This is a genomic window from Achromobacter sp. T5-5 (genome assembly GCF_055397965.1).
Map to the genome: position 1 here is coordinate 5,049,493 of NZ_AP027919.1, position 14,399 is coordinate 5,063,891.

Annotated in this window: 13 protein-coding genes; 10 read left to right on the forward strand and 3 right to left on the reverse strand. The window is 65.0% G+C overall.

Annotation, left to right across the window (positions count from 1 at the left end; all coding sequences use genetic code 11):
* Positions 1-120 precede the first annotated feature (120 nt).
* From tssB to ACZ50Q_RS22950, 10 genes are all read left to right on the forward strand, one after another.
* Positions 121-627: a type VI secretion system contractile sheath small subunit gene (gene tssB, locus ACZ50Q_RS22905; RefSeq protein WP_076519162.1), complete on the forward strand. Its 507-nt coding sequence runs from the start codon at positions 121-123 to the stop codon at positions 625-627.
* Between the two features lie 80 nt (positions 628-707).
* A complete protein-coding gene (gene tssC, locus ACZ50Q_RS22910; RefSeq protein ID WP_231952096.1) occupies positions 708-2,150 on the forward strand; it encodes a type VI secretion system contractile sheath large subunit in 1,443 nt (480 codons plus the stop codon).
* A 6-nt stretch (positions 2,151-2,156) separates the two neighbouring features.
* Positions 2,157-2,585, forward strand: a complete 429-nt coding sequence (tssE, locus tag ACZ50Q_RS22915; protein ID WP_464079644.1) for a type VI secretion system baseplate subunit TssE — start codon at positions 2,157-2,159, stop codon at positions 2,583-2,585.
* Between the two features lie 26 nt (positions 2,586-2,611).
* The gene (gene tssF / locus ACZ50Q_RS22920; protein WP_092582413.1) at positions 2,612-4,378 is read left to right on the forward strand and encodes a type VI secretion system baseplate subunit TssF; all 1,767 of its coding nucleotides are present in this window, start codon (positions 2,612-2,614) and stop codon (positions 4,376-4,378) included.
* The gene (gene tssG / locus ACZ50Q_RS22925) at positions 4,342-5,361 is read left to right on the forward strand and encodes a type VI secretion system baseplate subunit TssG (RefSeq protein ID WP_092582412.1); all 1,020 of its coding nucleotides are present in this window, start codon (positions 4,342-4,344) and stop codon (positions 5,359-5,361) included. Before tssF ends, tssG begins: the two co-directional genes overlap by 37 nt.
* A complete protein-coding gene (gene tagH, locus ACZ50Q_RS22930; protein ID WP_464079645.1) occupies positions 5,358-6,722 on the forward strand; it encodes a type VI secretion system-associated FHA domain protein TagH in 1,365 nt (454 codons plus the stop codon). Before tssG ends, tagH begins: the two co-directional genes overlap by 4 nt.
* Positions 6,719-7,729 (forward strand): type VI secretion system lipoprotein TssJ, encoded by a 1,011-nt coding sequence (tssJ, locus tag ACZ50Q_RS22935; RefSeq protein WP_464079646.1) that lies wholly within the window; start codon positions 6,719-6,721, stop codon positions 7,727-7,729. The genes tagH and tssJ overlap by 4 nt, the downstream gene beginning before the upstream one ends.
* Complete coding sequence (gene tssK / locus ACZ50Q_RS22940) at positions 7,726-9,063, forward strand: type VI secretion system baseplate subunit TssK (RefSeq protein WP_464079647.1); 1,338 nt, start codon at positions 7,726-7,728, stop codon at positions 9,061-9,063. The genes tssJ and tssK overlap by 4 nt, the downstream gene beginning before the upstream one ends.
* A gap of 1 nt (position 9,064) precedes the next feature.
* On the forward strand, positions 9,065-9,892 hold the full coding sequence (icmH, locus tag ACZ50Q_RS22945; protein ID WP_464079648.1) for a type IVB secretion system protein IcmH/DotU: 828 nt from the start codon (positions 9,065-9,067) through the stop codon (positions 9,890-9,892).
* A gap of 164 nt (positions 9,893-10,056) precedes the next feature.
* Positions 10,057-10,599, forward strand: coding sequence for a PIN domain-containing protein (locus ACZ50Q_RS22950; RefSeq protein ID WP_464082033.1), 543 nt, complete (start codon positions 10,057-10,059; stop codon positions 10,597-10,599).
* Between the two features lie 72 nt (positions 10,600-10,671).
* Here the strand turns inward: ACZ50Q_RS22950 and ACZ50Q_RS22955 are convergent, their stop codons facing one another.
* The 3 genes from ACZ50Q_RS22955 to ACZ50Q_RS22965 form a co-directional block, all read right to left on the reverse strand.
* Entirely contained in the window at positions 10,672-12,177 is a 1,506-nt protein-coding gene (locus tag ACZ50Q_RS22955) for a tripartite tricarboxylate transporter permease (protein ID WP_076519154.1), read from the reverse strand.
* A 9-nt stretch (positions 12,178-12,186) separates the two neighbouring features.
* Positions 12,187-12,609 carry a tripartite tricarboxylate transporter TctB family protein gene (locus ACZ50Q_RS22960; RefSeq protein ID WP_464079649.1) on the reverse strand — a complete coding sequence of 141 codons (423 nt, stop codon included), beginning with the start codon at positions 12,607-12,609 and terminating at the stop codon, positions 12,187-12,189.
* A gap of 569 nt (positions 12,610-13,178) precedes the next feature.
* On the reverse strand, positions 13,179-14,396 hold the full coding sequence (locus ACZ50Q_RS22965; protein ID WP_464079650.1) for a threonine ammonia-lyase: 1,218 nt from the start codon (positions 14,394-14,396) through the stop codon (positions 13,179-13,181).
* Between the last annotated feature and the right edge of the window lie 3 nt (positions 14,397-14,399).

A 14,399-nucleotide genomic window follows, 5' to 3' on the forward strand; every position in this document is an offset into this window, starting at 1 on the left:
AACCCAAAACTGAACGGCGTCCGGCAAACCTCAAATAATCTCCAAAAACTTCCGAAACACCGCCCTGTTTATTCAGGGCAAACCCCGTTGTTGTTTCCGCGTTATTAACCAGGAATTCACATGGCAAAAAAATCGGCCTCGGTCGCCCCGCAAGAACGGATCAACATCAAGTACGTGCCAGCGACTGGCGATCAGCAAACTGAAATGGAATTGCCGCTGAAGCTGCTCGTCACCGGCGATTTCAAGGGACATGGGGAAGAGGCCGCGCTCGAAGAGCGTCCGCTGGTCCGCGTCGACAAGGACAACTTCGACGAGGTGATGGCGGGTGCGGGGCTGCAGGTCGCAATGCAGGTGCCTTCGCGCCTGGGCGAAGGGCAGGATGAGGACACGCTGAGCGTCGCCCTGCAATTCAAGGGAATCAAGGACTTTTCGCCGGATTCCATTGCCCGCCAGGTGCCGGAACTGAACAAGCTGCTCGAACTGCGGGAAGCGCTGGTGGCGCTCAAGGGACCACTGGGCAACGTACCCGCATTCCGCAAGCAATTGCAGGCCCTGCTCGCCGACGACAAGGCGCGCAGCGCATTGGCCAAGGAACTGGACCTGGTCCTGGATTCGGCGGCTTCCTGAGCCTCCGCCCCTTTTCACTCCCCGCCCCCTCGGTATAAAAGGACAAGCGCATGAAGGCCCAAGCCAGCGTTGCACCGGAAATGAAACAAAGCCAAGGACTGCTCGAGCAGATCATGGCGCAAACCCGAATCGAACCCACCCATGAGGGTTACGCGGTCGCCGAACGCGGCGTCGCGGCATTCATCGGCGAAATTCTCAAGAGCGAAGAACGCGAGCAACAGGTCAACAAGCAGCTCGTCGACCAGATGATCGCCGAGATCGACCGCAAGATCGGCCACCAGATGGATGCGATTCTTCACCAGAAGCCGCTGCAGGAGCTCGAATCCGCGTGGCGCGGCCTGAAGCTTCTGGTCGACCGCACCGATTTCCGCGAGAACATCAAGATCGAAATCCTGCACGTCACGAAAGACGAATTGCTGGATGACTTCGAAAGCTGCGGCGACATCACGCGCAGCGGCCTTTACAAACACGTATACACGGCCGAATACGGGCAGTTCGGCGGCGAGCCGATAGCCGCCATCATGGGCAACTACACGTTCGGCCCGTCCGCGCCCGACATCAAGCTGCTCAGCTACGCGGCCTCGGTCGGCGCAATGTCCCACGCCCCGTTCCTGGCGGCGGCGGGCGCCGAATTCCTGAACCTCAAGAGTTTCCAGGACCTGCCTAACCTGAAAGAGGTCAAGGACATCTTCGAAGGCCCGCGCTTTGCCAAGTGGCGCGGCCTGCGTGAATCCGAAGACGCGCGCTACCTGGGTCTGACCATGCCGCGCTTCCTGCTGCGCCAGCCCTACGATCCCCTCGAAAACCCGACCCGCAGCTTCGTGTACCGCGAAACGATCGACGGCGACCACGAGAATTATCTGTGGGGCAACACGTCGTACCTGCTTGCCAGCCGCATCACCGACAGCTTCGCCAAGTACCGCTGGTGCCCGAACATCATCGGACCGCAGTCGGGCGGCGCCGTCGACGACCTGCCGGTGCACCTCTACGAATCGCTGGGCCAGTTGCAGGCCAAGATTCCCACCGAAGTGCTGGTATCGGACCGCAAGGAATTCGAATTGTCCGAAGAGGGGTTCATTCCCCTGACCATGCGCAAGGACAGCGACAACGCCGCGTTCTTCTCGGCCAATTCGGTGCAAAAGCCCAAACTCTTCCAGAAGACGCCCGAAGGCCAGGCCGCGCAGACCAATTACAAGCTGGGCACGCAACTGCCCTACATGTTCATCATCAACCGCCTGGCCCACTACATCAAGGTGCTGCAGCGCGAGCAGATCGGCAGCTGGAAAGAGCGCCAGGACCTGGAGCGCGAGCTCAACGGATGGCTCAAGCAGTACATCGCCGACCAGGAAAGCCCGTCTTCCGACGTGCGCAGCCGCCGCCCGCTGCGCGCCGCCAAGGTGCAGGTGCAGGATGTCGCGGGCAACCCGGGCTGGTACCAGGTGGCGCTGGCCGTGCGGCCGCATTTCAAGTACATGGGCGCCAACTTCGAGTTGTCGCTGGTGGGCCGCCTGGACAAGGAGTAAGGCGGCATGCCCAGGTCATCCGGACAGGGCAGCCTGTTCGAGCGGCTGGAGCCGGACGCGCCGCCGCGGCGCGTCCGGTCCCGCCAGGACGCCGCGGCGGCGCGCATTCGCGCCATCAAGCGGCATCTCGAACTCATCCTCAACAGCCGGCGAGGCTGCTCGATAAGTTCGCCTGGCCTGGGCCTGCTGGACTTCAACGACGCCGCGACCGGAAGCGCCGACCTGTTGCTGCGCATCAGCCAGGACATCCGCCAGTCCGTGGCCGAGTTCGAACCCCGCGTCCGGGTGCTGGCGGTGCATGCGCGCCCGGACGGCGCGCGGCCGCTGGACCTGACCTTCCGCCTGGACTGCCTGGTGCCGCTGGCCAACGCCGAGGAACAGGTGGAGATCGACCTCATCATCCACCGCCCGGACCGCTACGCGCAGATCGTATAGCCAACGCCCAAGGAGGCGCATAGAACATGCCGTTGCGGGGAAAATTCCGCGAAGAAATGGATTACCTGCGCCGGCTCGGCCGCGAGTTCGCGCGCGACAATCCACAGCTCTCCCAGTTCCTGGGCGACGAGGCGGCCGATCCCGACGTGGAGCGGCTGCTGGAAGGCTTCGCGTTCCTCACCGCCAAGTTGCGCCTGAAGATCGAGGACGACCTTCCCGAACTGACGCATTCGCTGCTGCAGCTCTTGTGGCCGAATTACCTGCGTCCGTTGCCCAGCGTGACCATCATGCGCTTCGATCCCATCGACCGCGCCATCACGACGCGGCAGGTTATCCCCAAGGGCACGCAGGTCCTGTCCCGGCCCGTGGAGGGCATGCGCTGCGAATTCCGCACCTGCTCGGACGTCACGATCTATCCGCTGCGGATCCAGGACGTCAGCGATGCGCACACGCGCGAAAAGTCCATCGTGCGCGTCGACCTGGCGCCCATGGCGGGCAATGCGCTGGACAGCTTCGACTGCGATCAGCTGGATTTTCACCTGAGCGGAGACGACACGACCGCTCTCACCCTGTACCTGTGGCTGTCGCGCTACCTGGGCGAGATACGGGTCGAGGTCGACGGGCAGACGCGTCGGCTGTCGCCGCGCCAGGTCAGCTTTCCCGGCTTCTGCGCCGATGAAGCATTGCTGCCGTATCCCAAGAACGTCTTCGACGGGTATCGGATTCTGCAGGAATACTTCATCTTTCCGCGCCGCTTCCAATTCTTCAGCCTGACGGGGCTGCGTTCGCTGTGGCCGGCGCAGAGCACCAGCGCCGTCCGGATCGAATTCCATTTCAATCGCCCCATGCCGGCCGACATACGGCTGCGCAATGGCGACCTGATGCTGTATTGCACGCCGGCCGTGAACCTGTTCGCGCATGACGCCGAGCCCATCAACCTGAACGGTCGCCTTGCCGAACAGCGGATCGTGCCAGGCGGACAGCGGCCCGACGCCTACGAGATCTTCAGCATCGACGACGTGAGCGGCTGGCATCGCAAGACCGATGGACAACGCGGAAAATTCCTGCGCACCTTTCATCCCTTCGAATCCCTGCAGCACGAGATCGAGCACGCGCAGGGCCGCTCGGCGCTCTACTACCGCACGCGGATCGAGAAGGCGCTGGCCTCGGACGGGGTGCTGCATCGCGTGTCGTTCATCCGCAGCGACGAGACCGACTACATCGACGAGGACGAGACGGTCTCCCTGGCGCTGACGTGCACCAACAAGGATCTTCCGCTGGCCCTGGGCGTAGGCGACATCTGCCTGCAAACCCAGACCACGCCCACGTTTGCGAGCTACAGCAACGTCACGCGCCCGACGCCGTCCTATCGCCCTGTGCTGGACGGGGAACTGCAATGGACTCTCATTTCCAACCTGTCGCTCAACTACCTGTCGCTGCTGTCCACGGAACCGCTCAAGGCGGTCCTGCGCGGCTACGACTTCGCCGCGCTGCACGACATCCAGCGCGCGCGCGCCACCCGCAAGCGGCTGGACGGAATCGAGGACGCCGTCACCACGCCCACCGACCTGCTGATGAAGGGCCTGCCGATCCGCGGGCTGAAAACCCGCATCAGGCTGGACCCGCAGGCCTTCCTGTGTGAAGGCGACCTGTATCTCTTTGGCACCGTACTCAGCCACTTTCTTGCCCTGTACGCGAGCATCAATTCCTTTCATCTGCTGGAAGCGACCAACACCGGCAACAACGAGCACTACGAATGGCCCCTGCAGACCGGCAAACAACCGTTGATCTAGCCGACCATCTGCTGGCCGACGCGAAGAACTACGACTTCTTCCGCCTGCTCGAGCAACTGCACGGCTTGCACGACGACAATCTGGAGGCGCCCGAGAGCGCGGAACCGGAGCGTCAGCGCGTCCGCCTGAGCAGCTATGCCGGACTGGGCTTCCCGGCGTCGGACGTCTCGCTGGCCGAACGTATGCCCGCATCGGCCAGCAGCGACTACCGCGTGCAGGCGACGTTCTTCGGTTTGCACGGGCCGGACTCGCCCTTGCCCGGCCACTACCTGGACCGCCTGGCCTACGAGTACGGCCAGGGCGTCGGCATACGGCCGGCATTCCTGGACTTCTTTCACCACCGGCTGCTGACGCTGCTGCATCACGCGTGGCGCAAATACCGGTACTACGTGCGATTCCGGCGCGAGGCGCAGGATCGGTTCTCGCGCTATGTCTTTGCCATGGTGGGTCTGGGCGACGTCGAGTTGCGCGGCGTGACGCCCATCGCCTGGAGCCGGTTGCTGAGCTATGCGGGCGCGATTGCGGGCCGCAGCCGCTCCGCGCAGGTCGTCGCGGGCATCATCGCGCACTGCTTTGATTTGAAGACGGTGCATATCCGCGAATTCGAACCCCGGTACATGCACATCACGCCGGGACAGCGGCTCGCGCTGGGCGAACGCAACGGGGTGCTGGGCGACACCTTTGTCATCGGCGGCCGCGTGCGCACGCGCTACAGCAAGTTCACCATCGTCATTCCCGACCTCGACCAGCGGCGCTTTCGCGAATTCCTGCCCAGCGGCGAGAACTTCGAGCGTCTGCGCAAGCTGATCGACTTCCTGTTGCGCGACCCCGCCGCCTATGACCTGGACCTGGGCCTGCGTCAGGAAGAAGTGCCGCCGTTCAACCTGGGGCGCGCCAGCGGCGCCCATCTGGGTTGGACGAGCTTTGTCGCGCACACGGTCGTGCGCCGGTCCTCCCACGTCAGAATAAAGGCGCGCCTATGACACCCGCCCCCTCCGAGTGCGGCATCGCGCTCGTCGTCGCCAATCCCCAGGCGCTGCAGCATGGCAGCACGCCCCGGCACCGGTTCGGCATCGCCGGCGGCACCATCGGCAGCCACGGCGCGAGCTGGACGCTGGTCGACAAGGCCGGCCGCGTGCAGCCGGTCCACTGCGAAATCCGCCACAGCGACGGCGCCTTCTGCGTGATCGACCGTTCGGGCCTTACCCATGTCAACGGCGCGCGCGATCCGTTGGGCGCACAGGTCGGCGCACGCCTGAGCGACGGCGACATCCTGCACATCGGCCCCTATCAGGTTGCCGTGCATCTGCACGATGCGCAGCACGCGCTGCCGGACGCGTCCCGCCACCTTGCGCAGTACGAGGTGAGCGAAATCCTCAACGACCAGAGCGGCGGCATGGACGATTTGCCACGGGACCGCTACGTATTCGAGCGGGAAGGCGGCGCGCCTGCGCAGGACGCCGTCTTCCGGGCCCTGGCTGCGCCGCACGATCCCCACGCCGACCTGGACCCATTGCGCGCCCTGGATGCCGCGGAACAGGCCGCGTCGGCTGCGCCGATGTCGCCCGACGCCGCCGACGCGCTGAAGCCGTACGCGGCCCACGTGCCCACCCAACCGGACCTGGCCTCCACCCGCTATGCCGCGGTCGCCGGCTCGCCCAAGACCCCTACTGGAGATTTCCGCATGCCGCAGTCACGCGAACATTATCTTTCCGACCCGGCCTGGACGGCCGCATCGCCCGAGGCCGCCGGCGATACGCCGCAGGCGGCCGCGGCGCTGCTGCAGGGCATGGGCATTGCGCTCGACGATCTGGATACCCCGGCCAGCCGGACCCTGCTGCTCGAAGCCGGGCAGGCGCTGGGCGCGGCCATACGCGGCATTGCCGCGCTGTACGGCGCCGGGGGAGACCCGGCGCCGCGCATGGCGATGAACGCGCTGACCCTGCAGCCCATCGAAGACAATCCGCTGCGCCTAGGCCAGAGCTATCCGGACACCCTGCGCGCCATGTTCTCCAGCAAGCGCAGCGTCGTGCATCTGTCGCCCATGGCCGCGGTCGAAGAAAGCATGACGCAACTGAAGCTGCACCAGGCAGCGGTGGTCAAGGGCATAGAGTCCGGGCTGGAAGCCCTGCTGCACGCCTTCTCGCCCGAGCACCTGCTGCAGCGTTTTCGCCGCTATCGTCCCGATCAGCCGGCGCAGGGCGACGACGCCGATTGGGCGTGGCGCATGTATGCCCATTACTACGATGAGCTCAGCTCGGCGCGCCAACGCGGGTTCGAAAAGCTCTTCTGGGAAATCTTTGCGCAGGCCTATGACCGCGCACTGCGCGCGGAGGCCCAATGAGGCGCCTGGTTCCCCTCGGGCTGGCGTGCAGCCTGCTGGCCGGTTGCGGCTCGGTGGGCGAGGTCCTGACCAAGACCGGGCAGATCCTGATGGACCCATCGATCCCGGTGGGCGCGCCCGACGATCAGCCCAGCCAGATCGGCCTGAGCCTGTTCGCCGCCGAAGACGTCAACCCCAACCCCGAAAGCGCCCCCGCGCCGCAGCCGATCGACTCGCCCGCGGCCGCCGCGCTCGCGCGCGACAGCGGCGAGGGCCCTTTCGAGGTCAATCTCAAATCAGGCAGCCGCCGCGAGCTGATCGCCGGCCTGCGCGGCCTGCTGGACGAGCTGGAAGACACCGCGCCCGCGTCGCAGCCGCTCAGCCGCGTCGATCGGGGATCGTCTCGCATCTCGCAGCCCCAGGCCGCCACGGCCCCCGCGCCGCTGCCCGAGGCGCTCGCCGCGTCGCCTCACTACCTGCCCAACCGCCGGTTCGGCGCCGGGCCGGCGCTGGCGAACCAGGGCGTGACGCGTGCGCCATTGCCGCTGGCGCTCGAGAGCGGGGACGAGGCCGATGCGGACGCGCAGGGCCTGGAGCGCGGTCTGGGCCAGTACAGCCAGGGCACGAGCCATGCATTCACGGAGCCGGCCGCGCCGGCCCGCAGCATGGCCACGCCCATCGCCTTCAAGGTGCTGCAGCTCAAGGATGATTCGCTCCTGCTGAACGCGGACCCGCTGCTGCTGGCGCGGGACCTGAAGAAGGCGCTGGGCACCACGTTCGTGACCGAGGACGACTATGTCCTGCAGCCAGGACAGTTCAAGTACATCGATTTCGCGCGCATCCAGGAGGACACGCGCTACGTCGCCATCGTGGCCGACTTCCATGAACAAAATGGCGCCGTGTGGAAGCAGGCCTTCCGGATCGAGCCCAAAGGGCGCAAATACGCCCTGCTGCTGACCCTGCGCGGTACCCGCGTCGCCATCACCGACGAAAGCCGCCGCCTCTCGCCTTCGAGTCCCCAACCATGACATCACGCAATCCCGTTATCTGGAGCGAGGGGCTTTTCGTCAAGCCCCAGCATTTCCAGCAGCACGCCCGCGTCGCCGAGCATCACGTCAACCAGCGCGTGAACGGCGTCAGCGAGCACCTCTATGGCTTCAGCGAGCTGGAGCTCAACCAGGAGTACCTGAGCTTCGGCAAGATCGCGATCGTGCGCGCGCGCGGCGTCATGCCGGACGGCAGCGTGTTCGACATCCCCAACGATCAGCCGCCGCCCGTGCCCCTGCCCATCACCGACGCGTCGGCCGTCAACCAGACGGTGTACCTGACCCTGCCGCTACGCTCCGACGGCGTGCTGGAGGTGCAATGGCCCGACACCTACGCCAATGCCCGCTACGTGACGCGCAGCGAAGAGGTCCGCGACACGCACAGCCAGGAAGGCGACTACGTGCCCATGAACCTGGCCGCGTTGAACCTGCAATTGGCGCTGGAGCGCGACGACCGCAGCGCGTTTACCGGCATTGCCGTGTGCCGCCTGCTGGACCGGCGGCCCGACGGCAGCCTGCTGCTGGACGAGACTTTCTATCCCACCGGCATTTCGCTGAACGCGATTCCGCCGCTCAAGCGCTATCTCGGGGAAATTGCCGGGCTGATGCGAGAGCGCGCGAAGAACATCGCCGAGCGCATCGGCTCGCCCGGCCAAGCTGGCGTGGCCGACGTGACCGATTTCAATCTGCTGCTGGTGCTCAACCGCCTGCACCCCTTGTTCCTGCACCTGTCCCGATTAAGGCGCGTCCACCCGGAACAGCTTTACATCGCTTTCAGCCAGGCCTGCGGCGAGCTGGTCACGTTTACCGACGAAGGCCGCCTGCCCCAGGAGTATCCGGCCTACCAGCACGACGACCCGCGCGCCTCGTTCCGGGTGCTCGAGGAAACGCTGCGCCGCGCGCTGAGCACCGTGCTGCAGCCCCGCGCCGTATCGCTGCCCATCGAGCGCCAGCAATACGGCGTGCTGACCGCGGCCGTGCACGACCGGCGCCTGTATGCCGAGGCCGATTTCATCCTGGCCGTGCGTGCGCGCATGCCGCTGGACAAGCTGCGGCAGCAGTTTGTGCAGCAGGCGAAGGTGACATCGATGGAAAGGCTGGGCGAACTGGTCAGCCTGCAGCTTCCCGGCATCCCCCTCTTGCCCCTGCCCGTCGCGCCCCGGCATCTGCCGTTTCATGCCGGATTCACGTACTTCCAGTTCGACCGCAGCCACCCGAGCTGGCAGATGATGCGCGAGACCGCCGGCTTTGGTTTCCACATTGCGGGGGACTATCCCGAGATGGAATTGCAGTTCTGGGCAATCAGGAGCCAATGACATGAAACCCATCGAGAATGCCCATTCCGGTCCTGGCGGATTTTTGCGCACCAGTCCCGTCGCGGTGATCGACCAGAAAGGAATAATCGCGTTCGACACCATCGAGAATATCGACCGCGACGCCGATCTGGGATTCCAGCTTCGCGGACACGGCTACAACCCCCTGGTGGACGGGGCGCTGCCGTTGTTCGGACTGGTCATCCGCCTGCGCAAGCTTGACGCCTACGAAGGCATCGAACAGTTGTACGGCGCCGTGCGCGACCAGATTTCCGCGCTGGACGAAGAAATCCGCCAGCACGGCTACGACAGCGCCACGCAACTCGCCTATCGCTATGCGCTGTGCACCTTCATCGACGAGGCGGTCATGGGCACGCCGTGGGGCGCGCATTCGCGCTGGGCCGAGCGGTCGTTGCTCAGCGTGAATCACAACGAAACCTGGGGCGGGGAAAAGTTCTTCACGGTGCTTTCGCGCATGATGATGGACCCGGCCAAATACCGCGACGTGCTGGAATTCAAATACCTGTGCCTGTGCCTGGGATTCAAAGGCAAATACGGCATGCAACATAATCAGGTCGAAGCGCTCCAGTCGATTATTACCAAACTGCACCGGGAGCTGCGGGCGATGCGGGGAGAAACGCCGGAGGCCCTGACCGACGCACAGGAAAACATCGTGTCCAGCCGTTATCGCGTGGGCCGGCTGTGGCCGTGGTGGACGCCATGGGTGGGCGCGCTGGCGGTGTTAATGGTCGTCTATGCGGTTTTCGCGACCAGCCTGCACGGCACGAGCGAGCTGGTGCTGAAGTCGCTGGACGAAATACTCAAAAAGTGACGTCCACGGCGGCAAGGCGCCGAAAAAAACACTATTCTTCTGCCTTGCCCTCAATTCAAGCCCGGCCCGGCCGCCCGCGCGCCTTGCCCAAGCCGGTGACAGATCACATCTTGACCTCCCCCCCGTCCTCCCCGCCGTTCATCGTCCTGGACGCCTGCGTCCTCATGTCTGGAATCCTGCGCCGGCTGTTGCTGCGGCTGGCCGAGGCCGGGGTGTTCCAGCCGGTCTGGACCGAACGCATCGGCGAGGAATGGCGCCGCAATGCCTGCCGCATCTGGGACATCCCGCCAGAGGTGATGGCCGACTTCTGGGCCGACATGAATGCGCGGTTTCCGGGGGCCATGGAAACCGACACGCAGGTCTATGAGGCGTCGCTGCGCTACAGCGACCCCAAGGACTTCCATGTGATCGCGGCGGGACTGGCGCGGCGCGCGCGTTGCGGGCTGCCTCAGACGCCGACGGTGCAGGTCCTGACCTGGAACCTGAAGGATTTCAACCGGTCGGAGCTGCGCCGCCAGGGTTTGGACGTCTACAACCCGGACCGGATGCTGGTGCAGTGGTGGCACGCGGGGTCCGCGAACATGCAGGACGCCATCGCCATGATCCCGGCCGATTATGTGGCGCTGGGCCGCGAGCCCGAACCGCTGACCGCCACCCTGCACCGCGAGCGCCTGTACGGCCTGAAGAACCTGGTGGCCCGGCAGTAAAAAAAAGGGCCTGGCCAGCTTGCGCCAAACCAGACCCGGAGCCAACCAATAGCCGGAAAGTCAGTCAGTCGGTCAGTCGACCTCGACGAAGGCTTCCTCGCGTTTCTTGCGCAGCGCGGGCAACGCGACCAGCACCAGCAGAATGACGGCCAAGCCAAGCAGCGTGGCCGACAGCGGCCGCGTGACGAAGGTGGAGAACTCGCCGCGCGACAGCAGCAGCGCCCGGCGGAAGTTCTCTTCCATCATCGGACCCAGCACCAGGCCAAGCAGCAGCGGCGCGCCTTCGCAGCCCAGCTTGCTCCAGACGTAGCCCACGATGCCGAAGATGGCGAACATGAAGATGTCGAACGCGTTGTAGTTCAGTGAATACACGCCGATCGTGCAGAACACCAGGATCGCGGGGAACAGCATGCGATAAGGCACGCGCAGCAGTTTCACCCAGATGCCGATCAGGGGCAGGTTCAGCACCACCAGCATCAGGTTGCCGATCCACATCGAGGCGATCAGGCCCCAGAAGAGCTCGGGGTGGCTGGACATGACCTGCGGCCCCGGCTGGATGTTGTGGATGGTCATCGCGCCCACCATCAGCGCCATCACCGCATTGCCCGGGATGCCCAGGGTCAGCAGCGGGATGAACGAGGTCTGCGCGCCCGCGTTGTTGGCGGACTCCGGACCCGCCAGCCCGGCGGGATGGCCCTTGCCGAAACGCTCCGGTTCCTTCGAGAGCTTCTTTTCCATCGTGTAGGACGCGAAGGCCGACAGCACCGACCCGCCGCCGGGCAGGATGCCCAGGGCCGAGCCCAGCGCGGTGCCGCGCACGATGGCCGGCGCGGCCTCGCGGAATTCCTGGCGGCTGGGATACAGCGACCCGACCTTGTCGGTGATCTCGACCCGGTTCTCCTTGAGCTCCAGGTTGCTCATGATTTCCGACAGGCCGAACACGCCCATGGCCACGATGGCAAAGTCGATGCCGTCCTGCAGTTCCGGGATGCTGAAGTCATAGCGCGCGACGCCCGAGTTGACGTCGGTGCCCACCATGCCCAGCAAGAGGCCCAGCAGGATCATGCAGATGGCCTTGGGCAGCGAGCCCGAGGCCAGCACCACGGCGCCGATCAGGCCCAGGGCCATCAGCGAGAAGTACTCGGCCGGGCCGAACGCGAAAGCGACTTCGGCCAGCGGCGGCGCGAAGGCGGCGATCAGCACGGTGGCCACGCTGCCCGCAAAGAACGAACCGATGGCGGCCAGCGATAACGCGGCGCCGGCGCGGCCGTTGCGGGCCATCTGGTGCCCGTCCAGCACGGTCACCACCGCCGAGGTCTCGCCCGGCAGGTTCACCAGGATGGCCGTGGTCGATCCGCCGTATTGGGTGCCGTAATAGATGCCGGCCAGCATGATGAGGCCCGCGGTGGGCGGCAGCACATAGGTGATGGGCAGCAGCATGGCGATGGTGGGCACCGGGCCCAGGCCCGGCAGCACGCCGACCAGCGTGCCCAGCAGGCAGCCGATGAAGGCGTAAGTCAGGTTTTCCGGCGTGAAAGCCACCGAAAACCCCAGCATCAGGTTCTGAAGCAGTTCCATGTCCGGTCCTTAATTGGTGAACACGCTGGGCCACAGCGGAAAGATCAGTCCCAACCCGCGAATGAACGCAAGGTAGGAAAACGCCACGAGGAACAGGCCGTTGGCGACGGCGACCTTCCAGTTGAATTCGTGGCTGGCGAAGCTGCTGATGACGACCAGCATGAAGACCGAGAGATACAGCCCCAGATAGCGCAGCGCAAAGCCATAGAGAAAGACCGAGCCGACCACCAGGAAGAGGATGCGGAAGTCGTAGCGGCTGACCGTGGTGGTCTCGGCGCGCGGCGACAAGGCGCTCATCAGCACCGTCGCGCCCATCAGCGCCAGCACGATGCCCAGCCAGAACGGAAAGTAGCCCGGCCCCATGCGGGCGGCGCTGCCCATGGAGTACTGGGTAGCCTGCACGGCAAAGGCTCCCCCCAAAACAATGAACATCACACCGGACCAGAAATCCTGTCGGTTTTTTATCAAGCTGCTGTCTCCCTTAACTGCCGCGCGGGGCGGATCGATGTCTGCCAAGGCGCGTATTTCTCATCCAACGCAACCGCCCGGAAGCGGCGGCAACGTCATGAACGCCGGATGGTAAATCGTGGAACGACACAGTTCCTATCCGTACCAACCATGATTTTGTTGGGGATATTCCCGTGACCATGGACCGGACGCCAGGGGGTCGGATGGTGCTTGCGCAAGGGTGGTTTCACACCAGAACCGGCCGGGAGAGCGCGCGGATGCTACGGGTTTCACAAATTCAAGAAAGTTCCCGGTTTCGCCAAAATAATTTTTGCTGAAACATTAAGATGCATTTTCCCTTTCCACAGCCGCCTGCCCGAGCGGTCTTGCCAAGCGCATGCATCGCGCGCGGACAAGCCGCAATGGGGTGTCTCGACGCGCAAAAAAATTCAGCCGGCAGGCGCTCGATTGCGCATGCCGGCTGGCGGACAGATTGACAGGCGGGTTAAAGCAATTTGAAAGCTTCATGCCGGCGCCTGGCGCCGGCGGACCGATCAATGATCGTGATTGCTGGCGGCAAAGCCCGCCGCATTCAGGATGTCGATCACTTCCTGAATGTGCTCGGGACCGCGCGTCTGAAGCACGAAGTCGACCTCGACATTGCGCACCGGCAAGGAGGTGAACGCGCGCTGGTGATGGACCTCGGTGATGTTGGCCTGGGCATCGGCGATGAGCTTGGTGGCATGGGCCAACGCCCCCGGCAGATCGCGCAGGTCGACGCGAATGCGGGCCAGGCGGCCGGCGCGCACCATGCCCCGCTCGATGAGTTCGCCCAGCATCAGCGGATCGATATTGCCGCCGGTCAGGACCAGCCCGATGCGCTTGCCCTTGTAGCGGTCGCTGCCTTCTTCCTGGGCGCGCAACAGCGCCGCCAGGCCGGCGGCCCCCGCCCCTTCGACGACGGTCTTTTCGATTTCCAGCAGCACCACGATGGCGTGTTCGATGTCCGCCTCGCTGACCAGTTCGATGCGATCGACCAGCCGCTGCACGATGGGCAGCGTCAGGTCGCCGGGCGACTTGACGGCGATGCCCTCGGCGATGGTGTACTGCCCGGGCGGCATGGTCGTCCCCTTGACCGCCGCGTACATGGCGGGAAAGCGCTCGGTCTGGACGCCGACGATTTCGATGCCGGGCTTGACCGCCTTGGCGGCCGTGGCGATGCCCGAAATCAGGCCGCCCCCGCCGATGGCGATGACGAGCGTGTCGAGCGCCGGCTGGTCTTCCAGCATTTCCAGCGCAACCGTTCCCTGCCCCGCGATCACGGCTTCGTCGTCGTAGGGATGGATCATGATGAGGCCGCGTTCGCGCGCCAGCTCGTAGCCGCGCGCCTTGGCGTCGTCAAAGGTGTCGCCCGCCAGGACGACTTCGGCGCCGAACCGCCGCGTGTTGGCGACCTTGACGGTCGGCGTGAAGCGCGGCATCACGATCACGGCGGGCACGCCCATGCGCTGCGCATGATAGGCCACGCCCTGCGCGTGGTTGCCGGCCGACACGGCGATCACGCCCTTGGCGCGCTCCTCGTCCGAGAGCGTGAGCATGCGGTTCAGCGCGCCCCGTTCCTTGAAAGAGGCGGTGAACTGCAGATTCTCGAACTTCAGCCAGATTTCGGCGCCGAAGATGTCGGACAGCGTGCGCGACAGGGTAAATGGGGTCTTCAGCACCTGGCCGCGCAGGTTTTCGCGGGCGGTCTGGATGGAGGCGATATCGATCACGAT